Here is a 25,796-nt window from a genome sequence, read left to right as displayed (position 1 = left end):
CCTACGGAGAGGGGTAGTCACCCCTCGTAATTGGCAACCGCAGCGTAAAAACCAAGCAAGTAGGTTGCTGGAACCTCAATGGTAGAGCTGTGCCCGGATCTTGCTCTCAGTTTAAGTTTGAGTTTATCTCGATTGCGCACCGAAGCCTGTATTTGTTCCTCAGTGAGAGCAATATCCAGAATCTCTTCAAGCATACATTCATTGCCACTTACGCATTGAAGGACATTTTTGTTAATAGGAGCCGTCTCTACTGGCTGTCCGCTATTTAACTCCGCAGACTCATAGTGACGCCACGCCTTGCGATAGGTGATATGGATCTGTAGGTGGTACTTCGTTGATTCGTTAGTAGCGGGTTCAAATGCACGGAGGTTGTAGTAGTAGAGGTTCAGGTCAGAGCCATCAGTAGTGGCCTGCAATTTCGGCCCTGAGAACTGAGTACCAGAATTTTCCCCACTAGCTTGGATAGATACGGCCTGCCTGATTTCCCCTGCCGTTTTTTCCGAGAGCTGAGTGACTGAGCTACAGCCAGCCAATAAAACCGCTACCAGAGTTAGTGTGAATTTGGTCATGGGTCTTCCCTGTTTTCTTTTCACTTCTTTTGGGGCGGAAGTATCGCATAGTTGGGGCGCTGGCTGGAACTCAAGGTTGTCGTTTAGTTGGGTTTTACTCAGGAATCGTTATGCAGATGTACGAGTATGTCACTGATTTATCAGAGAGGCAGGCTGACGCCAAAAGATAATATTCTGCAAGTGTTATTTGGGGAGATTACTTCAGGTGTGGCAAATACAGTGAAATATACCTTTATCAGGCTTAGCTAATTAATCTTGAGGAATTAACTGGAATAGGTGTCACTGGTTGGTAGAATTATTTTGGGCCCATGCTAGACATAGCTCCCTCATGGTCTTGTCATAGTTGTAATTCAATACGATTCAAAGCTGCTAACACCGCCTTGCCGAGTAATTGTCGGCAAGGGGTATTCTTTATGAGGCTTATTGTTTTTTAAAGATTACAGGTGCACCTTCTCCAAAAACCAATATGGATCTTCTGATATTTGGATCGTTTGGATCATAGGAAACAAACAGATTCCCGGCAGAGTCACCCGTAAAGAAGTTAGCTTCGAAGGACTTCCAGTCTTGGTCGTTTTTTACGCGGTGTTCAGCTGCACATAATTTTGTATTGCATGAGAAAACGCTCTCTACTTCGATGTTGAGGTTTGCGATGGTGGATCTGGCTAGTTGATTAAAATCCTCCGATTTCATTATATTTTCTGACAGTAATTTGGGGATTGCACTCATTACATCTGTATAATTTTTACTATTGATGACGAGCCCAATTTCTTCGAGGTTTGTTACATTTAGATTTTCATCGATTAATATTTCAGCTAAGTCAATATCTAGCCTTATATTGCATGAGTGGTTTTGTATTTTATCTGCACACAGTACACTCTCTGCTGCCGCCTCAGAGTCTTCGTTGTTTGATAGAGGTAGGTCTATACCTATTGCCACTTCAGAGTCCATGGGACTTGAGGGAGGCAGGTCTACATCTGCTGTACTTCCAGTAAGGGTATATTCTTCCAGTTTGGTATGATTCTGTTTTGATCTTTCAAGTCCTAGATTATTATTTTCTTTGTTCCCTGTTATCGTAGTCTGGGAAGACTGTTTATTAGCATCGTCTGTAGAATTTTTTGTATATAGGTAAGTTGTTGCGGCAATTAAACCAGCAATCAGAGAAATATAAATTTTGTGCATATCACTTCCATGGATTTTCTTGGTTGAATAGATTCGTAATTGGTGGATTTTTAGTTTTGTTTATTTGTAGGGGCTGCCAATAAGTGTTCTAGCTTTAAAGTAATGCATGCGGCGGTATAAAACTTGCTGTGAGTTTTCCATGTTGGGGATAGCGAGGCTATATATTGCAGGCGTCACCGCCGAATACTGGCTTGAATTCATGGGAACTATTATCACTTCTGGTTGTTGGTTTTATTTCTTGAGAGAATATACATCTTTATATTTATTTTTCCAGCAAAACCTTGATTTTGTTGGGTATTTGTACCAATTGGCGAAATCTGATAGAGAAAGTTTAGAGGCATTTATAATGGTACTTTTGAGATGCTATATTGATATCATATGTGACGGAAAATAGAGGGGCCGGCCCTGGGGTGTTCACTAGGTGCTTGTGTCATTTGATTCAATACGATGTTGATTTCTCTATCTGCAGTATATCCATGTTAGAAAATGCCATGTTAAGTAGGGGTAATAGTTTTTCCGGATTCTAATAGGGCGTTCACATTTGTTCATGGTGATGGGTTACTATTTATCTGACGTGGAGGTTCTGCAAAGTTGTTGTCGAGATGAGGTAAGTGTGGGGTTTTCTTTATCCTGGATGGATTTCTCCAGGCCCGGTAAATGAGTAATTAAGATTTCTTCCCTGTAATTATCACTGAGTCTGCTTGGATTATAGTATCTCCAAAAGGAACCATTTCCTTATTAAAAAAAGAGGACTCAACAGCTTTAAACCCCGCATCTTTCATAAGGAATTTGATTTCGGCTGTAGTGCGTATGTGAAATTTGAACTGAGTAAAGGGTAATTGTTTAAGTGACTTGTCAGATCGAACTCCAAATGCCACTCGGCCTCCAGGTTTAAGCCATTTGAAAATATGCTTGAAAAAAATTGACAGATCTTTAATGAAGTAGAGGAGATTAACCCCAATAACACCATCAATGCTTTCATTTTTAAGTTGGACCTCCAAGCAATCACCATAAACTACTTTAGTGGTGCAATGATTTCCTGCCAAATTTCTCTGGAGTTCTTCTGCCATCACTTCCGACATTTCAATACCCAGATAGTGTCCGTTACGACCTAAGTTTTCCAATATTGGTAGTGACAGAGATCCGTTGCCTGGCCCTATCTCGATAATTGACTCACCTTTTTGGGGAGACAACTTCTCAATGGTTTGACTAGTAATAATCTGGTTGAGAACATTCATTTTATTGCCTATATCGATACCAGCATCCCCCTCAGGGCATGAAAGTTGGTTTGCGATAGATTGCAGATCTTGATCTTGCATTGGTGTTCACTTTGCCGTTGTTTGTTTCGCCCATTAGTATACTCCGAAAATTCCGCAATGCTGGATTGCTTGGAAAAAATTGTTACGTACATTTTAAGTAGGCTTAGTCCAGTATCACGATGCTGTATAAGTTGTGTTATGCACCATCGGATATTTTTTTGAAATATCCCTTTGTTTTTATCCGGTTTTCTATGTATCTGATATCTAGAGTTGATTTGGGTGCTGCAAATAGAGGGGATTATCTACTTATAATTCGGTCGTTTTTTGGCACACAAAAGGATCGAAAAGCAGAGCGTAGATTGATGTATGTGCTTTGCACTGGATAGAGTGGGGCGATTATCACTTCTTTGGTGTAAATGGGGGCTTAAGTAGACTAGGAAACGGTGCGTGGCTTTGAAGTCACATGTACTAGTTGTCAATATTGGGGCTAAACAATAGTTTGTATTTATATATAGTATTGTGATATCCGATATGAAGTTCCTTTCTTTATTCAGTCGTAGTGTTACCTGCGGCTTTCCCTCGCCAGCACTTGATCACGAGTCCAGCTGCCACGTTCCTGGCCAGAGCTTGTGGTGATTCTATGCAGAATCTTGGGATTTTTGATCGTGACCTTCTGGTAGTAGATCGGTCTCTTACGCCTGTTCATGAGGATGTTGTTGTGGTCGCTTAAGATGGGCAGATAACCTGTAAGGTGTTCGATCGTCACAAGGGCAGGCTGTTATTAGCAAACGATTAATATGAACCAATTCCTATTGGGGATGGCCAGGAGTTGATTGTTGAGGGGGTAGTAAAGGCCTCTATCCTTGTGCCATCGTCCCTGCTAATGTTGGCCTTGGTTGATTACAACAGCTGCTATGCCAGCTGTGAACAAATATTTCGTACGGGCTTGCGCGGTGGCCTGCTCTGTTGAGGCCAAATCGCTTGGTATTCCCGAATTACAACCTTTTTTCAAAATTGAGCACCTACTGCGGAAGCATGGAGTTGCTATTTTCTACTGCATGCGTCACCTTACGAATCCAACAATTACCGCTGTAGTACTGTAGTACAACCCCCATACTCAACTGATGACACCCGGCTCATAGTGCAACTGGTAAAGAGGGCTGTGCCGGGGCTATTTCGACAGGTTTGTCGATTCTTTAAAGCTGGAGTGGAGTTAATTCCCTGTTCATTGAGGCGAGGTGATATGTTTTGCTTGGGGCAGCCATTTAAGGCCAGTAAAATCATGCAAACCATTGATTGAATTGACCAGCGTTTTGGCCGAAGAGCACTATTTCTAGGGGGAAGGGCATCCAAAAGAATTGGAAAATGCGGTAACAGTATAAGCTTTCGGCTTACACGACTCGGCGGGATGAACTGCCTGAGCTTTTCATCTGTTGGTTAGTTCTACCTTGCCGCAAATACCTTCAAGATTAGTAGCTCCGATTTGCTGCATAACCTGAGTTAACTGAGCTTTAAGTAGGTAAATTGCATGATTGGCTCCTTCATTGCCAAGGGCACAGACGCTATACATAAAAAATCTTCCCAGAAAGCAAAAGTTTGCCCCTAGGCCACAAGCACTTGCGATATCCACACCGGATCTGATTCCACTATCGATAGCCAAGGAAATCCTATCCTGATAGTTGGAAAACCGTCCCAGTAAGGGAAGAGTCGCTTCGCCTAAATCAAGTTGCCGTGCACCGTGATTGGATAAAATGACTCCATCTGCCCCGAGTTTAATCGCTTGTTGAAGATCGGGTTCACTCATTATCCCTTTAATAATAAGTTTATGGGGCCAGAGATCTCTTATACGTTTTACACTGTCAAAATCCAGTGGGCCCATAGTTGTGGTGTTCATAAACTCGGTTAGTTCAAGTTTTTTGTTATCGGTATCAATGTAAGGCTCTAGATTTTTAAATTTAGGGAGACCGTATCGCAATGTGGATAGACTCCAATTTGGCCTGAGTATCGCTTGCCAGATATTTTTTACATTCAATTTCGGTGGCATTGCCAATCCGTTGTGGAAGTCTCTGGGGCGTAAGCCAAAAGTAGGAACATCAATGGTAATGACTAAATGTTGGTATTGGGCAGAGGTTAGTCGGGATAGCAGGTCAGAAAGAATGGCTGGGTCTGTTGGGTTGTAGAGTTGGTACCAGGCTGTTCCCTGTGAGACTTCAGAAATTCGCTCCAGTGATTCAGAAGATACAGTGCTGAGGATGAATGGGATCTTGTGTTCATATGAGGCTTTGGCAAGTATTACAGGCGCATTTGGCCACATAAGCCCCTGTAGCCCAATGGGCGCTATGCCAAATGGAGCGCTGTATAGCTTCCCAAAAAGTTCACAATTTAAGTTTGGTGTAGAGTTGGGGCGGATATATTGGGGGGTGAACTTTACAGAATCGAATGCCTGGCGATTTCGGCATAAACCAATATCATCCATACAGCCTTCTATTAGGTATTCATAGGAAAACTTTGGAACTCTCTGCTTTGCTCGATTTTTAAGCCGTTCTGAACTTGCGAAGTGACGGTTAAATAGGCTGTTGTAACTGGTCATGCGCCCCCCATTTCTGACTAACATAGGCTAGTCCAATTATATGGAGGGTGCCTCTTGAGGTTGTAGCGGTTTAATTCTTTTATGCATTTTGCTTATTCGACAATACTACCGAGTGAGGTGATGTATAACAAATAATGGAGCTTTCCGGTATTTCAAGGCAGGATTATAGGAAGAGCTTCTTGTCCAAAAAATACTGGCGGCAGCCCCATGAGGTTGGACCTGGATCGGGAGTTGCTGGCGCTTAGGGCCTCGGCAGAGCGGATGGGAGACTTTACCCCAGACTTTAATATTGAAGCTATGGCCGCAGCGGAGTTCAGTTTGGACACCGAGCTTGAGCGCGGCAAAGAAATTAGCTTGGACGAGTTGGCAACGGATAATGGACTCTTATCCATAGAAGGGCGACAAGTTCTGCTTTATATCCCCGATCATGGTGTCGGGATTATTGAGGCCCAACTAAACCCTGTTCTGGGAGGAAGTTTCATGTCGCGGATTGTAGAACGCTGCAAGCGATGCGACGGAAAAGCCGTTTGGAACGCTATAAAGTCACAAATAACCTTTCCGGTGTTTTTGAGATTTACGGTACTCACCCAGGTGGTAGGGAGATAAAAGGGGAGACAAAGCTCAAAGTCTGCCAAAATTATTTAAAGCTGGTGAACTATAAAGGTTTTGCCACTTCAGGTGATCGCAGGGTGTTTACTGGCTTTAAGATAGATGAATTCTTTGCAACCTATAGTTCACTGTTTACCCAGTTGCCCAAACACAATGAATATTTGAAAGGGACAGGGTATAGCAGTGATTGGGAGCGGATATCACTTAGTGTGCGGGAGAGAGCAAGGTATGTTTGTCAGGATTGTCGGGTAGACCTCTTTAATCATAAATCCCTTCTTCATGTCCACCATATTAACGGTAATAAACGGGATAACCGCCCGGAAAACCTCCGAGCTCTTTGCGCAGATTGTCATAAAAAGCAGCCGCATCACCAGCATATGCTGGTGAGTTACGGCGATATTCAAATTATTAAAAAGTTTCGTCGGCAGCAACATCTACACAAGGTGAGCGAGTGGGATGATGCATTTGCATTATCTGATACGGCCGTACATGATTTGTTGGAGTGCTGTCGAAGGGCAGGCCGCTCGGTCCCTGAAATTGGATATGAGGTAGTCAATCATGAAGGTGCAGTGCTTGCGGAATTTGAAATTGCTTGGCCCAATGAGAAAAAGGGTATTTATATTGATGCTGAAGCTGCACAGAATGCTAAATCTATTGGATGGAATATTTATAGCCTGGGTCAGGCCATGAAGAGCTTCCAGTAGAGGACAATAACGCCTAGTATCTCCACCTCTGATTTTTGCCAAAAAAGGATCAAGTGGTGGAGCAGTTTATACCGGGCATGCGAGTTGAAGTTCGGGATGCGGAGTGGCGGATTCAACGCGTTGACCGAGCTAGTGATGGTGGTTACTTACTTACATGTATTGGACAGTCCGAATTAGTGCGCGGTCGAACTGCAAAATTTCTAAGTAAAATTGAAAAAACTGCACGTATTCTTGATCCAGCTCAAACGGAGCTGATAGATGATTTGTCAGATGGTTACCTCGCTGGGCAGCTATTTATTGATACGGCCCTTCGGCAAACGCCCCCAGTCGATGACAAGATCCATATCGGCCACCGGGCCGCTATGGATCTTTTACCATTCCAGTTAGACCCGGCCCTTCAGGCGCTGCGCCAACCGCGCCAGCGCATAATGATTTCTGACGCGGTGGGTTTAGGTAAAACTCTGGAAGCAGGAATTTTGGTTTCTGAACTAATTCGCCGGGGGCGCGGTAAGCGTATATTGGTTCTGGCCGTTAAATCTATGCTGAGCCAGTTTCAGCGAGAGTTCTGGCAGCGCTTTACCATTCCCCTTGTGCGCCTGGATTCCGTGGGCTTACAGCGGGTACGCAACGATATACCCACCAACCACAATCCGTTCCACTATTACGATCGTACCATTATCTCAATTGATACCCTGAAGCATACCCTGGAGTACCGCCACCACCTGGAGCAGGCCTACTGGGATATTATTATTATCGATGAGGCGCACAACGTTGCCAGGCGCAGTACAAACTCTCAGCGGCATAAGTTGGCAGAACTTCTCTCAACCCGTTCTGACACCTTGATTATGCTGTCGGCCACACCGCATGACGGCAAAGCGGAAAGCTTTGCCAGCTTGGTTAACATGCTAGACCCAACCGCTATCGCCAATCCCCGTGATTACGCTCACGAAGACTTTCGCGATAAAGGCCTGGTTGTGCGCCGCTTTAAAAAGGACGTATCCGCACAGCTCAGCACCCATTTTCCTGAGCGTGATATTGATACGGTGAAGGTGGTCGCCTCTTCGCAAGAGGAGTCCGTTTTTGCCGTGTTAAAAGCGATTCGCTTTAATACCCTGGATGGGCGTGGTAAATCGGGTGCGCAGTTATTTCGCACTACTTTAATGAAGGCCCTGTTTTCCAGCCCCAGAGCCTGCCTGTCAACGGTGGAAAACCGCCTTAAAACGCTCGAGAAAAAGTGCGATAAAGCGGGGGTTGCAGAGGACATTTGCACATTGCAAAGTGTTCAGTCCGCCCTGCGTATGATAACCCCTGAAGAGTTTTCTAAATACCAACTGCTGCTGCGCCTGCTCGCTCCGAAGGGCAATGAGTCCCTGGGCTGGAATTCTAAACAGACAGATGACCGGCTAGTGATTTTTACCGAGAGCCTACAGACTCTCGATTTTCTCGCCGAGCACCTGGGCGCGGATCTTAAGCTCAAGAAAAATCAGCTGGCGGTGCTCAAGGGCACTATGCAGGATAATGAGCTGGCTAAAACGCTGGAAGACTTTAACAACCGCAACACACCGCTGCGCCTACTGCTCTGCTCCGATGTGGCATCAGAGGGGATTAACCTGCACCACCTCAGCCACCGGATGATTCACTTCGATATTCCCTGGTCTTTAATGGTATTCCAACAGCGCAATGGACGTATTGACCGCTACGGCCAGACCCAAGTGCCGCAAATCCGCTATCTAATGACCCACAGCGAGCAGCCCGAAATACTTGGCGACCAGCGTATCTATGAGGTGTTAACCGAAAAGGATACCCAGGCCGGGCGCAATATTGGCGACCCCTCAGAATTTATGGGAGCCTTCAGTGCAGTGGAGGAGGAGCAGAAAATTGGCGAAGCAGTAGAGGCTGCGCAGGGAGCTGGCGACGATAGCGACGTTTCCGATATTTTTGCCGATTTGTTCGATCTGGAAGACAGCAATATTGCCGATACGGCCGAATCGACGCTCTCGGCGTTTAGTGCGGCTACAACGATAACCGCGCATGAAGATTTGGAATCGGTTCAAGGGGACAGTATCAGTGTCTTTGCGCAGGATTTCGAGTTTGCGCGGGCCGCACTGCGCTGTATTCGCGAAAGTAACCAGCACTTGCAATTTAGCGTAGACGAAGAGCGCCGAGAGATAGACTTTACCGCCCCCGCCGACTTACGCCAGCGCCTAAAATACCTGCCTCGGGAAGTGCGGCCCCAGGATGATCGCTTTTTCCTGACCGATGATCGCGCCAAGGTACAGGAGGTGATTCGCTCAGCGCGGGATTTGGATGATGCACTGTTCAGCAACCTGCAATATCTCTGGGGCCAACACCCGGTTATGGAGTGGTTGATGACCCGCGCCCAGGACTTTTTTGGTCGGCACACTGCGCCGGTCATACGATTGCCGAAGCAGCTGGGGGCCGGTGAGCACTGGTTTATTGTGCAGGGGGGGTTCCCCAATAAACGTGGTCAGGCCCTTATCCAGTCCAGCCTCGCAGTGCTGGTGCAAGACGGTAAGATCACAGTGGATACGCCACTGGTCGATATCCTGCGGGAATTTGCGCTGAATGGCCAGCGGCTGCCCAACCGGGGAATATCAGGAGATACCGCCGAATTACAGGCGCTGCTTCCCCGAGTGATTCAGCATGTGACCGGCAGTCTGAAAAAACTGCGCACAGAGTTGCAAGCGGAAAAAAATACTGAGCTGAACGAGCACCTGGGCAGGCTCGATGCCTTGCGCGGCAAGCACCTGGATCAGCTAGAAATGGACCTCAGTGGCCACCAGCCGAATGCCTTCCGCGAGCGCCGTAAGCGCGATCGCCTGGATCATATCGACCAGGTTTTTCGCGAATACAACCAGTGGTTGCAGGAAACCCGCCACACGGAGGAAGAACCCTATATTCAGGTGATTGCCGTTCTTACCGGCGATAAAGCCAAAGCAGTTGCAGAGCAGGGGGTATAAGCATGGCCTGGTTTGGAATTAACAACGAAAACGAATTTTACTCTGAGCACTACCTGAGTGAGATCTTCAGCAAAGACATTCAAGAGCGCATCGCCCACTGGAGAGAGCGGGAGGAGGCAGCGGCAGAACCCGCAGAAACTTCGCGAGAAACTACCAGAGCGCCCTACAGCCGCCTGCGTACCCTGAGCCGCGAAGCCCTACAATTTTTTAAGCTTGTCGAGCAGGAGAAAACCCCGGTAGAGCGCCTGCACTTGCAGCGCCGCTGGAGCGAGAAACTGCTGGATATCTTTGCCTGGAAGCAAAAGCCCGAGCGCTACCCGCTAGACGACGACATAGAGATACCTCTGCTCGCCCAGGTTAGCGATCACCGGGGTGCACCACTATTGTGGATTGTCGAAGCGCTGCCCGCCGAGGCCAGTGACAACGACCCCCTGGGGGAAAGGGTCCAGGCGCAGCAGTTGCAGAGCTTGAACAGCGCCCCGTTTCCAAAGGCGATGAAAGCACAGGACTGGCAGCAACTGCTGGCCACCCGGGTCTTTGCTCAGGCGCGTCCACCGCGCTGGGTAATCCTCGCCTCCGGGCGCCAGTGGCTGCTGCTGGATCGCACCAAGTTTGCCCAGGGCCGTCTATTGCGCTTTGATTGGCTGGAGCTGTTTAGCCGCCGGGAAAATGACACCTTAAAAGCTGTCAGCGTATTGTTGCACCGCGATAGCCTGCTGGGTGGCCAGGGCGCCTCCAGTGGCTGCCTGCTGGACACTCTGGATGAGAATGCCCACAAGCACGCCTACGGCGTTTCTGAAGATTTAAAATACGCCCTGCGGGAATCCATCGAGCTGCTGGGGAATGAAGCCGCGCAGCAATTGATCCAGCGGCGGGATATCGGTTACACCGGTAAATCCGCCCTGGACCCGGATCAGCTCTCGGTGGAATGTCTGCGCTATATGTACCGGCTGCTGTTTTTGTTTTATATCGAAGCGCGCCCAGAGCTGGGTTATGCCCCGGTAGACAATGACGTTTATCTCACCGGTTACAGCCTGGAGTCCCTGCGGGAACTGGAAATGGTACCGCTCACCTCGGAGCGGGAGCAGCGCGGGCGCTATTTTAACGACTCGCTAAATACCCTGTTTACCCTGATCCAAGAGGGGCACAAATTGGCTCAGCAGAGCGATATGCTGGCCACCTCCGCCGATGGCTTTAATCTCTATGCCTTGCAGACTCACCTGTTTGACCCCAAGCGTACCCGCCTGCTGAATAAGGTGGTCTTCCCCAATCAATTGCTGCAACGGATTATCCAGCTGATGTCCCTGTCCCGCCCGGGGCGCGGCAGCAAGCGGCGCGGGCGCATCAGCTACGCGCAGCTGGGCATCAACCAGCTCGGCGCCGTTTACGAAGCGCTGCTCAGCTACCGGGGATTTTTTGCCAGTGAAGATCTCTACGAAGTGAAAAAGGCCGGTGAGAAACCGGACGAGTTGGACACCGGTTATTTTGTCAATGCCCGCGATCTAGAACAGTACAACGACGACGAAAAGGTGTACGACAAAGACCCCCAGGGCCACCAGGCGCTGCGGGTGCACCGCAAGGGCAGTTTTATCTACCGTCTCGCTGGGCGCGATCGAGAGAAGTCTGCCAGCTATTACACCCCTGAAGTACTCACCCAATCCCTGGTGAAATACGCCCTCAAGGAATTGTTCCGGGAGCAGCTGGACCCGCTGCCCGATGACGCCACCCGCGCCCAGCGCATCCTGGCACTGCGGGTGTGTGAGCCGGCCATGGGCAGCGCGGCCTTTTTGAATGAGGCCATCGATCAGCTCGCCGACAAATACTTGGAGCTGGCCCAGAGTGCCGCCGGGGAGCGCATACCCCAGAGCCGCTATTTGCAGGAAAAGCAGCAAGTAAAAATGTACCTGGCGGATAACAATGTCTTCGGGGTGGATTTAAACCCGATTGCTGTGGAACTGGCGGAGGTCTCCCTGTGGCTCAACGCCCTGTCCGCAGACCGCTTTATTCCCTGGTTGGGCCTACAGCTGCACTGTGGCAACTCCTTGATCGGTGCCCGCCGCGAGGCCTTCCCCCTTGAGAGTCTCGAAATTAAGACCAGCGATGCCGCCAGTTGGCTCAAAACCGCCCCTCAGCGGGTCCCCCTGGGCAGTGCCCGCCAGCCGGGCCAGATCTGGCATTTTCTGTTGCCCGACAGCGGCATGGCCAAGTACACCGACAAGGTGGTGAAAGACCGGTATAAGGGGGAGCTTAAACTCATCAATGACTGGCGCAAAAAGTTTACCCAATCCTTTGCCCGGGAAGATGTGCAGCGCTTGCAGACGCTCAGCGATAAGGTCGATGCCCTATGGGCGGAGCACGCCGCATCCCTGAAAAAGCTGCGCGAGAAAACCACCGATCCCTATACCATCTACGGCTTTAGCCACCGGGGCCAGCGCACCAGTATCGACTACAAGGACGAGGTGCTATCCGGTGAGTTACTCAGTGAAAAATTGGAAAATGCCAGTGCCTACCGACGCTTGAAACTGGCGATGGATTACTGGTGCGCCCTCTGGTTCTGGCCCATTGACCAGGCACACCTGTTGCCCAGTCGCGACGAATGGTTGTTCGACCTGGAAAACCTGCTGCTGGGGGATACTCTCAGTGCCGGGCCTGTGGGCGAGGTGCAGGACCTGTTTTCACAAACCGCGCCGATGGAGGAGGGGCGTTCTTTTGTCAATAAATTTGGCGTGGTCAATCTGAAGCTGTTGTTTGAGCACTTCCCCCGCTTAAAACTGGCGGACCAGGTGGCCAGTGGTCAGCGTTTCTTCCACTGGGAGCTGGCTTTTGCCGATATTTTTGTCGAGTCCGGCGGCTTCGATCTGATTCTGGGCAACCCGCCCTGGTTAAAGGTGGAGTGGCAGGAGAGCGGTATCCTCGGGGACCAGCAACCGCTGTTTATTCTGCGCAAATTCTCCGCGTCGAAACTCAATGCCCTGCGCAGTGAACTCTTTACCCAGAGGCCACAGCTGGAGCAGGCCTGGCTGAGGGAGTACCAACAGGACGAGGGCACGCAAAATTTCCTCAATGCGCAGGTGAATTATCCGCAATTAAAAGGTGTGCAAACCAATCTGTACAAGTGCTTTTTGCCGCAGGCTTGGAAAGCCAGTTCGGACAAGGGTGTCTCAGCGTTTCTACATCCGGAGGGAATTTATGATGATCCTAAGGGGGGCGCTTTTAGGGAGCAGATTTACTCTCGGTTAAGGGCACATTTTCAGTTTATTAACGAAATGAAGCTATTTGCCGAGGTACACAATCAAACTTTATTTAGTGTCAATATTTATGGACGCGGTAAGGAAAAAGTTGCTTTTTCCCATATGTCCAATTTATTTGCTCCTCATACAATAGATCAGAGCCTTGTGCATAATGGTGAAGGTGCAATACCTGGTATTAAAGAAGAGATATACCTTGAAGGCAAACTAAAAGTCCGTTGGAATCTCAATGGACACAGAGCGCGTGTAGTAGAGGTCAAAGAGAGTGAACTCGAGTTGTTCGCACGCCTATATGATGAGAGTGGGACTGCGCCGCTAAGAGCGCGGTTGCCGGCACTGCACGCCTGCCAATTAGTTAATGTATTGGAAAAATTTGCCGCTCAGCCGAAACGTTTAGGGGACTTGGCTGGTGATTACTATTCCACCGTGATGTTTGATGAAACCTATGCCCAACGGGACGGTACCATTAAGCGGGAAACCAACTTCCCTAAAGAAGCCTGTGACTGGATATTATCAGGCCCACATTTTTATGTGGGAAACCCGTTTTATAACACTCCAAAAGCCGTCTGTAATACGAATAAAGCGTATGACAGCCTGGACTTGACCTATCTGCCGGAAGACTACCTGCCGCGCACTAATTATATGCCTGCCTGCTCAGTGGATGAATACCGTGCGCGCACTCCGGTTGTGCCCTGGGTGGAGGAGGGCGAGCCTGAGCTGAGACGGGTGACAGACTATTACCGACTGTTTTGCCGGCGGCAGCTCAGCCAGTCTGGAGAGAGAACACTTTTAGCCACTCTGGTCCCAGAAGCAGTTGGCCATATACATCCGGTTATTTCGACCACATTTAGAGATCCAAAAGTATTCCTGGATTTCTCGGTGGCTTGTTGCTCATTGGTATTTGATTTTTGGGTGAAGACCACAGGGAAATCAGATCTTTATGAATCTATGTTAAGACTTTTACCTCTAGTTAGCTCGCAGCGGGCACGTATAAGGGGGCTTAGTCTGTTTTGTTTGACCGAGCCCTATGCGAAATTTTGGCAAGAGCTTTGGGAACCAGAATTTCTCGAGGATACCTGGGCTATTGAGTTCGAAAATGGTTCTTCGCATGGTTTACTAAATATAGATTATTTCAAAGGTTTGAGAGGTGAGTGGAATTGGAAATCTGCACTGCGCGTTGATTTTGAGCGAAGGCAGGCCCTACTAGAAATTGATGTCCTGGTCTCTATGGCATTGGGTATGACCCTGGAAGAACTACTCACCATCTACCGGGTGCAGTTCCCGGTAATGCGCCAATATGAAGCGGAAACCTATTACGATCAAAATGGCCGCATTGTCTTTACGCCCAGTAAAGGCCTGGTAGGGGTGGGGCTGCCGCGCAAGGCGAAAAAATCTGAACTGAAACAGGGGATCTCCTACAGCGTAAAAACTATCGATGGTGATAAGCGCGAGGGCCTGGCTCTGGGCTGGGAGGACATCCGCTATCTACCCGCCGGCAGCAGGGTGATGAAAACCTTTATGGACGACACCCTACCCGGCGGCCCCCAGCGCCGCACGATCGAATACCGGGCGCCGTTTATTAAACCGGAGCGGGAAACAGACTACGCAATTGCCTGGCGCGCCTTCGAGCAGCGCAGTTAAGACAAAAAAAGAACAAGGACGAAATATGAAAATCTCCACCATTCTTGACCATATCGACAGTGGTCACATGGCGTTGCCGGAATTTCAGCGCGGCTACGTGTGGAACCGCGATCAGGTGCGCGGCCTGGTGTGGTCCCTGTACCATCGCTACCCGGTGGGCAGCCTGCTGGTGTGGGCGACGGAGTCCTCCACCGCTACCCATCGCGGCGATCAGGCCCTGGCGGCGGGGGTGGTCAAGCTATTGCTGGACGGCCAACAGCGTATGACCTCCCTGTACGGATTGATTCGCGGCGTGCCGCCGCAGTTTTTCGATGGCGATGCCAAGTCGTTTACCGGCCTCTACTTCAATATGGACAGCGAGGAGCTGTCCTTCTATATGCCCACCAAAATGCAGGGCAATCCCCTATGGGTGAACGTCACCGAACTGCTCAAGGGAGATATGGCCCCGCTGATCCAACGCATCTCTTCCGATCCGGAGCTGGCTGCCAATTTGGGCATTTACATTGCGCGCCTGAACCAGTTACAGGGTATTCGCGATATTGAAGTGCACGTAGAGGAGGTCACCGGCAAAGACAAAACCATCGATGTGGTCGTGGATATTTTTAACAAGGTTAACAGCGGTGGTACAAAACTCTCCAAAGGTGATCTGGCCCTGGCCAAAATCTGCTCCGAAGAGCCCCAGGCCCGCGCATTAATGCGCGCGGCCCTGGACACCTGGGAGCAACAGGGCTTCAGTTTTAAACTCGATTGGCTGCTGCGCAATATCAATGCCATTGCCACCGGGGAGGCGCGCTTTAGTGAACTGGATCGGATCGGCGGTGAGGAATTTCTCACCGCCCTGAAGCAGGGGGTGGATGCCATCGATTACCTGCTCAATGTGATCGGTGCGCGTCTGGGCCTGGATCACCACCAGGTCCTGTTTGGCTACTACGGTTTTCCGGTATTGGCGCGCTTCCTTCGCGAGCAGGGCGGTTCGGTGAGCGATGAGCAGCAGCTTAACAAGATGCTGTTCTGGTTTGTGCACAGCGCCCTGTGGGGGCGTTACTCCGGCTCTACTGAATCGGTGTTGGGGCGGGACTTGGATATTCTCGCCAACCCGAAGAAGGGCCTGGATGGGTTGATCCATGAACTGAAATTGTGGCGCGGCGGCCTGCGTATTTTGCCGGAGAACTTTACCGGCTGGAGCCGCGGCACCCGTTTTTACGCCATGCTCTACCTGCTTACCCGGGTGGGCGAGGCCATGGACTGGGGTCTGAATATTCCCTTGAAAAAAGGCCTGCTGGGGCAGAACAGCTCCCTGGAAGTACACCATATTTTTCCCCGTGCTCTGTTGAAAAAACACGGTTATGACAAAACAGAAATTAATGCGATCGCTAATTTTTGCTTCTTGACCAAAAATACCAATATCAAAATTAGTGACAGCGCGCCGGAAGTCTATTTCGAGGAAATCGAAAAACGCGCTCCCGGTGCCCTGGCGAGTCAGTGGATTCCGCTGGACCGGGAACTGTGGAAAGTGGAGAACTACCCCCGCTTCCTGGAGAAGCGCCGCGAGTTACTCGCCGAGGCTGCCAATAATTTCCTCGACAGCCTCTACACCCTGGATGCAGGTAGTACAGCAGTTCGGCACACCGCTGAGGTAGCGGCAGTGCTCGGCGGTATCGATAGCGTCGACGAGCAGCAGTTGCTGGATGAGATTCGAGGTTGGCTGTTGGATAGCCATTTACCCCAGGGAGAGCTTGAGTACGAATTGGTGGATACAGAAACCGGGGAGTTGCTGGCAGTCTTGGATCTCGCTTGGCCTGAGGGTTTTCAGACCGGATTATCGGAGCCGGTAGCACTGTTGATCGATGAGCCAGCTCCCGTCGCAAAAGCGGCCTCCGGAGCCGGCTTCCGCGTGTTTGAGGATGTGAAACGCCTCAAGAGCCATGTGGCCCAGCAGATTCTCGGCGATCACTTGTATGGCCTGCCCCAGTGGGCCTCCCTGGTGGATCGGCAGATCCTGCCGGTGGTGCACCGCTTGCTGGAGGCAGGGGTGGCAGAACCGGAGTGCGGATATGAATTGCAGGGCGAGGGTAGCGAGGTGATCGCTGAGTTCGAGCTGGCCTGGCCGCAGAAAAAAGTAGGCGTTTGGACTGCGCGCGGTGCAGACAGCGACTTGGACCTGTTACCTGAGGGCTGGTTGGTATTTACCCAAGCGGAGGCCACCGAATCTCCGGACTTGCTGTTGGCCCCACTGATCGCGCAACGCTAAGGAGGCCAATGTGCTGCCCTCACTGGTTGCCGGCGAGCTGGCCTATGCTGTTCGCGAATTTTTACGCACGACTTTTCCCTCAACCACGCCGGGATTTCTGCGCGATGACGGTCGCAGTGCCATGGATGATTTGCTGTCTGAGACGGAGTCAATTTTTAAGGGCCCCTATTTAAGTCTGGGCCTGCCGTTTCACACGGCGGCAGAGGGAGAGCCTCTGCCATTTGCGCACATCGACCCGGGTTTCTCGCCCTATCGCCACCAGTTGCAGGCCTTTCGGCGCCTGTGTGGCGGCGCGCCTCAGTCCACAATTGTGGCCACGGGCACCGGCTCTGGTAAAACCGAGTGTTTTCTATTGCCGGTGCTGGATCACTGTGCCCAGGTGGGGGCGCCTGGTATCAAGGCGATTATTGTCTACCCCATGAATGCTCTGGCCACAGACCAGGCTAAGCGTTTCGCCAAGGAAATTTACCGGCGCGATTCACTGCGCGGCAAGGTCACTGTGGGCCTGTTTGTTGGGGATAACGACGACTCTCCGGAAGATGAAATGGGTCCAGAGACAGTGATTCGCTGTAAAGATACCCTGCGCGACGAGCCGCCGGATATCCTGCTGACCAACTACAAAATGTTGGACTACCTGCTGATTCGGCCCAAGGATCAAGTATTGTGGCGCTATAACACACCGGGTACCTTGCGCTACTTGGTGGTGGATGAGCTGCACACCTTTGACGGCGCCCAGGGTACTGATCTGGCCTGCCTAATCCGCCGCTTGCGCCACCGTTTGGAGGTGGGGCCGGAGATGGCGTGTGTGGGCACCTCTGCCACCATCGCCAGTGAGGCGTCCAGCACCCAGCTATTGGACTACGCCAGAAAAGTTTTTGCCGCTGACTTTGCACAAGACGCGGTTATTTTGGAGGATCGCCTGGCGGCGGAGGAGTTCCTGCCCGCCGTAGCTAGCGAGTTTACCCGCCCGGATACCGACACTTTGTTGCGGGCGTCGGCGGCGACTTATAGTTCGGAGGATGATTTTATCAGCGCCCATGCGTACTTGTGGTTTTCCTCACCGCCGGCGGGCCTGGATAGCAACAATTTACAGCGGCGCGCCCAGGCGCAGGTGCAGCTGGGGGAACTACTTAAGGCTCACGAAGTGTTTCATATATTGCTGAAACGCTGTGTGGGTATTACCGATACCCGTGCATTGGTGGCCGATTGGGCGGCGAGCTTCCACACCACCGAAGAGGGGGCTCAGGCACTGTTAGAGAGCCTGTGTGCACTGGTCTCCACGGCGCGCAGCTGGCGTGAGCCCAATGCGCAGAATTACCAAGAGCTGGGCACCAAGCCATTTTTACAGGTGCGCTATCAGCTGTGGCTGAAAGAGTTGCGCCGCCTGGTGGCGAGCCTGGATGCGGAGCCTCGTTTTCGCTTCTACGATGAGTTGCCCAACGCCAAAGAGCCACTGCATTTGCCGGCGGTACACTGTCGCGAGTGCCACACTACCGCCTGGGTCTCGGTGCGGGCGCCCAATGAGCCGAGTGTCAACGCGGATTTGCGCAAGATCTACACGGCCTTTTTTGGCCGCTCGGCGGATACCTGTGTACTGCTGCCAATAAAACCTCACGAGCAACCGCATAAGCAGTTAGTGCGTAATTTGTGCCGGGCTTGTGGCCATCTGCTTGCGGAAGATAAAACCCATTGTCCAGAGTGTGCGGGCAAGACTTTCACTCGGGTTGTGATCCCCGAGATGGCCAAACAAGTTCAGCGCAATAAAGAGACGCTCACTCAGTTCGATAACGCCTGTCCCAGTTGTGGTGCCAGTTCGGGCCTTTCAATCGTCGGCTCGCGGGCGGCCAGTTTGAGCAGTGTGCTGATCGGCAAGCTGTTCGGCAGTGTCTATAACGATGATCACAAGTTAATCGCTTTTTCTGACTCTGTGCAGGATGCGGCTCATCGCGCCGGTTTCTTTGGTGCGCGTACCTGGCGGCAGGTGATGCGCCAGGGTATGGCGCAGGCGGTGCAGAAGCGCTTAAAAAATATGCCGCTAGACCAGGTGGCCAGGCAGTTGAGTAGTTTTTGGCGCGAACAGCTGGGGGATGCCGGCTTCTGTGCCACTTTCCTGGCGCCAAATCTGGAGTGGCTGCGGGATTGGGAAACCCTGCGCGCCGAGGGGCGCCTGCCCAGAGATAGTAACCTGCCAGATAGCTGGGTGGCGCCCCGGGTGGAGTGGGAGACACTGCGGGAGTTTGGTCTCGGTAGCCGTATTGGCAGAACCTTGGAGCGCTCCGGCTTGGCGACGGTGATGCCGAACATGGGCGCGTTGACCCAGGCGGCCCGGACAGCGCTGGAAATTCTGCCGGAGGAAATTGCCGAGTTGCGCGGCATTACTGAGATCGAGGTGCGCCAGTTTATTTTGGGGCTGCTGTGGCGCTTGCGGATTAAGGGGGCCTTTTTTCATAAGATCCTGGAGTCGTACCTCCTCTCCGGTGGCAATGAGTATCTGATCAACAAACAGCGCTATATGCCCTCCTACGGAAAAACCTCGCCGCCGCCGGCTTTTCTGACCATGGAGCGCTTATCCAAGCACTTCGAGTCGGTGTTGGGCAACAAGCGCGCAACTTGGTATGAGCGCTGGTTTTTTAAGACACTCGCCACTCACGGTAGAGACTTCGCAGCGGCCTCTTTGCGCCAAGCCTATCAAATTGTGTTGGATACACTGGTTGCGGAAAAAATATTGCGAGAAGACGAGGTGCGTGGTCAAAAGGTGTGGTCACTACTGCCAGATCGCTGGTCCTGCATTACTGAATTGTCGCAATTGAATTGTGATAAGTGCCGCCATCAGGTACAGGTACCTGAATTACAGGATAGCGATTGGCGGGGCACTGCCTGCCAGAGGCCCACTTGCGATGGCCACTATGGCGCTGCGGTGCGTTTCTCGCAGGCTAATAAGACCGCTAAACCCCCTCTGCGCTTGGTGACCTCGGAACACACAGGTTTGCTTGACGCCGAAACCCGCCACAGAATTGAGCGATCCTTCAAGCAGGGCGAGGACCGTTGGGATATTAATTTACTCTCGGCAACGCCCACCATGGAAATGGGGATCGATATCGGCGATCTCTCCAGTGTGTTGCTTTGTAGTGTGCCGCCGGCCCAGGCCAACTATCTGCAACGTATCGGTCGCGCCGGCCGTACCGATGGCAATGCCATTAATGTAGCGGTGGCTAATGGCCAGCCCCACGATCTGTACTTTTATGCCGATCCACTGGAAATGATGGCGGGGGATGTGCAGTCCCCTGGGGTTTTTCTCGCCGCGATGGCGGTGATGGAGCGCCAGTTGATCGCCTTCTGTTTTGACCATTGGGTGCAAACCGGGGTTGATATTCACGGGATTCCCACCAACTTGAAGCCGATTCTGGATAATTTGGAAGTGGAGAATACCGGTGGCTTCCCCTATCCGTTAATTCAATTTATCGAAACTCATCGCGGTGAGTTACTGCCAAAATTTAAAGCTCTGTTTGATAATTTTGAGGGCGATGATGAAGCGCACCTCAAGGCTTTCTTATTTGGCACCTCTAAAAATGGTGGCATCAATGGCCATCTGCTCAACCGCTTATTCCAAATGGAGAAGCAGCGCAAAAGTTTGAAGGTGCAGCAGAAGGAGCTCAAGCGGCAGCTGGATAAACTGCGTCAGAGACCCAAAGATGAGGCCACGGATGAGGATATCGAGACCCTGGAGCAGGAGCGCAATGCCTTATTGCGCTTGATCTCGGCTATCAATAACAAGCAGACACTGAACTTTTTTACCGATGAGGGGCTCTTGCCAAATTACGCTTTCCCTGAGGAGGGCGTTCAGCTGACATCGGTTATTTTCCGACGTACCGAAAAAATAGCGGAGGGTGACAGCGAGCAAAAACCCTATGAAAAACTGACATTCGAACTTACCCGTCCAGCTCAGGCTGCCCTGAGTGAGCTGGCGCCGGAAAATCGCTTTTATGGATTCCAGCGGCAGATGGAAGTGGACCAGGTGGATCTTGCAGTTTCACCGGTGGAAAGCTGGCGTTTGTGCAACCAATGCCACTATGCCGTGAGCTTGGCGAAAGGCGATAACGACAGCTGTTGTCCGCGCTGCCACAGCGATTTTTGGTGTGATATCAGTCAGAAGCAGTCTCTGCTCAAGCTGCGCCAAGTGTATGCCAACGCCAATGATCGGGAGAGCCGTATAGGGGATGATTCTGAGCAGCGCGAGCCGGTATTTTTTAATCGCCAGTTATTGGTGGATATTCCTGATGACTCCTCTCGCAGAGTTTTCCGGCTTGACAATGATGCCTTGCCATTTGGTTTTGAATACCTGAGCAAGGCGACTTTCCGCGAGGTCAATTTTGGTAAATTGGGGGATGACGGCCAGGAGATTGAAATTGCAGGTAAGTCTGCGAAACGGCCCGGGTTTAAGTTGTGTAAGCACTGCGGCAAAGTAAAAAAATGGCGCCGCAACCCCAAGCAGCATCACGCTTTTAACTGCCCGCTGAGTAAATCGGGGGCCGAAGTCAAAGAGAGTGATTACTACGACGCGCTTTATTTATATCGCGAGTTGGAGTCTGAAGCAGTTCGGTTGTTATTGCCGCTTGCGGAGGTGGTTTCATCGGATATCCGCCTACAAAGTCTGGTGGCAGCACTGCATCTGGGATTGCAGCGCTTTTTCCAGGGAGATGTCAGCCACCTACAGATCACCACCTATTCTGAACCCCTTCCAGGTATCAATAGCAATAACCAGCGCAAGCACTATTTGGTAATTTTGGATCGTGTGCCGGGTGGGACAGGTTACTTAAAAGAGCTGTTGCGGGAGCCGCAGAACTTATTGCGAATGTTGCAGCTGAGCTATGACACGCTAGTGCGTTGTGATTGTAATAGTGATCCAGCAAAAGACGGCTGCTACCGCTGCCTGTTTGCCTACCGGGAGAGTCGAAACTTAGAGTCTATTTCCCGGGACTCTGCCCGGGATCTATTGCAGGGGATTTTAGATAACTCCGATAAATTGGTAGAAACACAGGGGCTCGATAGTGTCGACTTCAATGTGCTGATCGAAAGTGAACTGGAAAAGCGCTTTATTGAAGTGTTGGCTAGCGCCCAGCCAAACACGACTTTGTCCGTAACCCGGGTCAATGGAAAACCGGGATGGAGTTTGTCAGTTGAGCACGCCACTGGGGTAATGACCTGGCTGATTGAGCCCCAGGTTAATCTCGGCCAGGACAGCGGTGTAGCTATTAATAGCCGCGCAGACTTTGTGATATGGCCGCAGCGGGACCAAGGCGTAAAACCCGTAGCCGTCTACCTGGATGGCTTCTTGTATCACCGCAACAAGTGTGTGGACGATAGTGAAAAGCGCTTGGCGGTATTACTGTCTGGCAACTTCTTGTTGTGTAGCCTTAACTGGCGGGACCTGCCAATTCCCGGCAAGCCGGCAGATACAGGAAGTGTGGGGTGGCTGTTACAGCCCGGGAGCAGCCAGGCGGTGACTCGATTTGACCTTCTGGCAGAGCGTCTGGATAAGCCGACCTTCCTGCGAATGAATGGCACTTTGCAAAGAGGCCCCTTCTTCTGGTTGCTCGATTATTTAACCGCTACAGAGGAAATTATTGAACGTTACCAATGGATGGCGTTTTCGCGGCAGTTTTGCATTTTGAACTGGCACACACTAGAAGACAGCGTGCTGCGAGAATCCTATCTGAAGGTTGAAGAGCACCGTGTGCCTCCGACCTGGTTTCACCATCATCTGGAGGGTGAGGTAATTTTAGGTGTGGGGGCTCCGGATAAAGCATCGTGTAATAGCTATGTATCAAGCCAGCCAATGCCAAGCCGGAATTTTACAGTGGATAAGCTGCGACAAGGTGCTGCATTGCTGTTAAGTATCGATGATAGTGAGCGCGATGCGGATACCTTTGAGATGCACTGGCGACAGTATTGGACTGCCACCAATTTATTTCAGCATCTGAGCGCTTTTTGTTTTATGGCCCGTTCAGGCGGTTCAACAGCGGTGCAGGATGATCTTTTGCAGCGTATGTTACAACCAGCGGCGATGCCAGCGTTACTGTGCGATGCCGCCTGGGAGGAAGCTCTGGAATTGACGGACTATGTGCAGGAAGCACAGCAGTTGGCTGGGTGGGGTGTCTGTGCACCTGAGGTAGGGGTGGACTGGGAGGCCCCGAATGGTGAAGTACTTGGGGAGCTTGAGTGGGTTTGGCCTAAAGCTAAGGTAGCATTTGTATCGTCAGGTGAGATTGATAGTGAACTATTGATTGAGTGTGGTTGGCGAGTAATAACGACATTGGAATATTCAGCATTGGAAATGCTCACCGAGTGGTTGCGCAGTGAGCCTGTGGGGGATTCAGAATGAGTACAGTTAAGGTAGCGATTTCTTCCGACTTTATGTTGGCCTTTAGCCGGGTGCCAAAAAGTGCGCAGAAGAAGGTGATGGAGTTTGTGACCAAGTTTCGTCAGGACCCCAGGTCGCCTGGTATCAATTATGAAACGATCAATGATGCTAGAGATGGAAATTACCGCTCCGTACGTGTCGATAAAAACTATCGCGGCATTATTTTAAAACCCGATGAAGGCGATGTTTTCCTACTGCTGTGGGTTGATAAGCATGATGATGCTTACGACTGGGCACGCAGGCATAAATGCCAGATAAACCCCAGTACAGGGTCTCTACAGGTCTTTGCCAGCACAACGACCGAAGAGGTTTCAGCCACTGAACTTTTGAGAACGCTAGAAAAGCCCTTGAGGGCGTCGAAGCCACCGGTGGAATATGAGCCTGTGGCGCATAGTAACGTGGTACCTCCCAGAGTGGAGAACCCCCATTTAATAGCGCTATCCGATGATCAGCGCCTACAGGTAGGGGTACCCACAGAGCTACTGCCTCTGGTTCGCGCTGTGCGTACGGAGGAGGAGCTGGAAGAGCTTGAAAGTAGTTTGCCTGTGGAGGCTTACGAAGCGCTGTATTTATTGGCTGCCGGTACCGCTTGGGAGGAGATTGAGCGGGAGTATGTGCGCCACAGCAGTGAGACCATCGACACTAGCGATATTGCAGCGGCCCTGGATCGCCCCGAGACCCAGCGCAGCTTCCACGTGGTTCACGATGAGCTGGAGTTGATTGAAATGCTAGAGGCGCCACTGGAGCGCTGGCGTGTCTTCTTGCACCCTTCTCAGTTCCGTTTAGTAAATCGCAATTGGAATGGCCCAGTACGGGTACTGGGTGGTGCCGGTACCGGTAAAACCGTTGTGGCAATGCATCGAGCAAAATGGTTGGTGAAAAACGCCCTACAGAGCAGTGATGAGAAAGTTCTATTTACCACTTTTACGGCGAACTTGGCGACAGATATCGAGTCCAGCTTAAGAAAAATATGCTCTGCTGAAGAAATGCAGCGTATTGAGGTGAAGCATATTGATCGTTGGGTTAATGAGTTTCTGAGAAGGCAGAAATACCCTGCGGATATCGTTTATCCAGATTCCAATCGATACGGCAGCCGAGATGGAGAATACAAAGCGATATGGGATAGTGCTTTGCAGCTGTGTGAGGCTGCTACTGGCCTGCCCAATTCATTTTATAAAGAAGAGTGGGAGCGGGTCATACTGCCTCAGCGCGTTATGACAAAATTGGAGTACTTTAAGGCAAGCAGGGCTGGACGAGGTGTCGCTCTTAGCAGAAAACAGCGAGCTGCTATTTGGCCGGTATTTGAAGAGGTTCGTGCAAGGTTGCAACTCCAAGGCCTTAAAACCTTTGAGGATGCGACTCTGGATGCGGCCGATATTCTCTCTTCCGCAAAAATCTATCTTCCCTACCGATCTGTGATTGTCGATGAGGCTCAGGATATGGGCCCCGAGGCACTTACCTTAATTAGAAAGCTCGTGCCGGAGCAGGCCGATGATATCTTCGTTGTTGGTGATGGACACCAGCGGATATATCGCCGCAAAGCGGTGATGAGCAAATGTGGAATCCAGATCGTCGGTCGAAGCCGCAAGTTGCGTATTAACTATCGCACTACAGAGCAGACCCGTCGTTTTGCAACCTCTGTGCTCGAAAATGTATCCATCGATAATTTGGATGGTAGTGAAGATACTTCCAATGATTACCGTTCCCTGATTCAGGGGCTAGAGCCTCAAGTAAAATGCTATGCTGATTTTGCGGCGGAAAGCGAAGCGCTCGTACAGAAAATAAAGTCACTAGTAGATAGTGGGGTGACTTTACAAGATATTTGTATTACGGCTAGAACTGTGCGGCTGCGGGATCAATTTACCGATGTGTTAAAGCGCGCTGGTATAGCAACGGTTGTATTGAAGCAACAAAATGATAATCGCAATATTCCAGGAGTACGTATCGCGACTATGCACCGGGTTAAGGGATTGGAATTCCGCTATGTCTTTATCCTGGCTGCCAATAAAGGCGTTATTCCTTTAAAATTTGCGACGGGATCCTCGGATGATCCCGTGGAAATGCGTCAGCTGGACCTGAATGAACGCGCGCTTCTCCATGTTGCTGCGACCCGCGCGATAAGAGAACTTTATATTTCTGCGCATGGGACACCGAGTCCTTATTTTAAGGAAGTTTGCTGTGAGGGTAAACCTGCGGAAGTAACTGTATAAGTCCATCTTCCATTAACTCTTGTGTATTAAACCACCCTGGTTTCACTTAATTTTTCGGTCCGGGGTGGTTTTGTTCAAGTGAGGAGGTTGTCGCTTTTACTTGACTGCCATTTCATAAGGTATCTTTGGCCGTT

12 protein-coding genes are annotated in these 25,796 nt (G+C 50.8%); 8 read left to right on the top strand and 4 right to left on the bottom strand.

What is annotated here, in order from left to right; all coding sequences use genetic code 11:
* Nucleotides 1–17 precede the first annotated feature (17 nt).
* The 3 genes from ACJJIM_RS11255 to ACJJIM_RS11245 form a co-directional block, all read right to left on the bottom strand.
* On the bottom strand, nt 18–569 hold the full coding sequence (locus ACJJIM_RS11255; protein WP_444913328.1) for a hypothetical protein: 552 nt from the start codon (nt 567–569) through the stop codon (nt 18–20).
* A gap of 420 nt (nt 570–989) precedes the next feature.
* Complete coding sequence (locus ACJJIM_RS11250) at nt 990–1,748, bottom strand: hypothetical protein (protein WP_444913327.1); 759 nt, start codon at nt 1,746–1,748, stop codon at nt 990–992.
* 665 nt (nt 1,749–2,413) lie between these two features.
* A complete protein-coding gene (locus ACJJIM_RS11245; RefSeq protein ID WP_444913326.1) occupies nt 2,414–3,067 on the bottom strand; it encodes a class I SAM-dependent methyltransferase in 654 nt (217 codons plus the stop codon).
* Between the two features lie 580 nt (nt 3,068–3,647).
* Between ACJJIM_RS11245 and ACJJIM_RS11240 the strand changes: the two genes are divergently transcribed.
* A complete protein-coding gene (locus ACJJIM_RS11240) occupies nt 3,648–3,737 on the top strand; it encodes a hypothetical protein (RefSeq protein ID WP_444913325.1) in 90 nt (29 codons plus the stop codon).
* 696 nt (nt 3,738–4,433) lie between these two features.
* On the opposite strand, the gene ACJJIM_RS11235 is transcribed toward ACJJIM_RS11240, so the two are convergent.
* On the bottom strand, nt 4,434–5,597 hold the full coding sequence (locus tag ACJJIM_RS11235) for an alpha-hydroxy acid oxidase (RefSeq protein WP_444913391.1): 1,164 nt from the start codon (nt 5,595–5,597) through the stop codon (nt 4,434–4,436).
* Between the two features lie 207 nt (nt 5,598–5,804).
* On the opposite strand from ACJJIM_RS11235, the gene ACJJIM_RS11230 reads away from it, so the two are divergent.
* The 7 genes from ACJJIM_RS11230 to ACJJIM_RS11200 are packed head-to-tail and all read left to right on the top strand — an operon-like array spanning nt 5,805 to nt 25,662.
* The gene (locus tag ACJJIM_RS11230; RefSeq protein ID WP_444913324.1) at nt 5,805–6,203 is read left to right on the top strand and encodes a hypothetical protein; all 399 of its coding nucleotides are present in this window, start codon (nt 5,805–5,807) and stop codon (nt 6,201–6,203) included.
* Complete coding sequence (locus tag ACJJIM_RS11225) at nt 6,125–6,910, top strand: HNH endonuclease (protein ID WP_444913323.1); 786 nt, start codon at nt 6,125–6,127, stop codon at nt 6,908–6,910. The genes ACJJIM_RS11230 and ACJJIM_RS11225 overlap by 79 nt, the downstream gene beginning before the upstream one ends.
* Nucleotides 6,911–6,966: 56 nt before the next feature.
* Nucleotides 6,967–9,891, top strand: a complete 2,925-nt coding sequence (locus ACJJIM_RS11220; protein WP_444913322.1) for a DEAD/DEAH box helicase — start codon at nt 6,967–6,969, stop codon at nt 9,889–9,891.
* 2 nt (nt 9,892–9,893) lie between these two features.
* Nucleotides 9,894–14,780 carry an Eco57I restriction-modification methylase domain-containing protein gene (locus ACJJIM_RS11215; RefSeq protein ID WP_444913321.1) on the top strand — a complete coding sequence of 1,629 codons (4,887 nt, stop codon included), beginning with the start codon at nt 9,894–9,896 and terminating at the stop codon, nt 14,778–14,780.
* 25 nt (nt 14,781–14,805) lie between these two features.
* Nucleotides 14,806–17,031 (top strand): GmrSD restriction endonuclease domain-containing protein, encoded by a 2,226-nt coding sequence (locus ACJJIM_RS11210; protein WP_444913320.1) that lies wholly within the window; start codon nt 14,806–14,808, stop codon nt 17,029–17,031.
* Nucleotides 17,032–17,041: 10 nt separating this feature from the next.
* Entirely contained in the window at nt 17,042–23,413 is a 6,372-nt protein-coding gene (locus ACJJIM_RS11205) for a DEAD/DEAH box helicase (protein WP_444913319.1), read from the top strand.
* Nucleotides 23,410–25,662, top strand: coding sequence for a UvrD-helicase domain-containing protein (locus ACJJIM_RS11200; protein WP_444913318.1), 2,253 nt, complete (start codon nt 23,410–23,412; stop codon nt 25,660–25,662). The genes ACJJIM_RS11205 and ACJJIM_RS11200 overlap by 4 nt, the downstream gene beginning before the upstream one ends.
* Nucleotides 25,663–25,796 lie beyond the last annotated feature (134 nt).

This window comes from Microbulbifer maximicatervae (SeqCode) (assembly GCF_052467615.1).
This window is presented reverse-complemented; position numbering and strand designations above follow the sequence as displayed.

Bases quoted from the DNA above. Each gene is read 5' to 3' on its own strand.
- ACJJIM_RS11245 (WP_444913326.1), bottom strand. From the start codon at position 3,067: ATGCAAGATCAAGATCTGCAATCTATCGCAAACCAACTTTCATGCCCT.
- ACJJIM_RS11200 (WP_444913318.1), top strand. From the start codon at position 23,410: ATGAGTACAGTTAAGGTAGCGATTTCTTCCGACTTTATGTTGGCCTTT.
- ACJJIM_RS11250 (WP_444913327.1), bottom strand. From the start codon at position 1,748: ATGCACAAAATTTATATTTCTCTGATTGCTGGTTTAATTGCCGCAACA.
- ACJJIM_RS11240 (WP_444913325.1), top strand. From the start codon at position 3,648: ATGCAGAATCTTGGGATTTTTGATCGTGACCTTCTGGTAGTAGATCGG.
- ACJJIM_RS11230 (WP_444913324.1), top strand. From the start codon at position 5,805: ATGAGGTTGGACCTGGATCGGGAGTTGCTGGCGCTTAGGGCCTCGGCA.
- ACJJIM_RS11210 (WP_444913320.1), top strand. From the start codon at position 14,806: ATGAAAATCTCCACCATTCTTGACCATATCGACAGTGGTCACATGGCG.
- ACJJIM_RS11215 (WP_444913321.1), top strand. From the start codon at position 9,894: ATGGCCTGGTTTGGAATTAACAACGAAAACGAATTTTACTCTGAGCAC.
- ACJJIM_RS11255 (WP_444913328.1), bottom strand. From the start codon at position 569: ATGACCAAATTCACACTAACTCTGGTAGCGGTTTTATTGGCTGGCTGT.
- ACJJIM_RS11235 (WP_444913391.1), bottom strand. From the start codon at position 5,597: ATGACCAGTTACAACAGCCTATTTAACCGTCACTTCGCAAGTTCAGAA.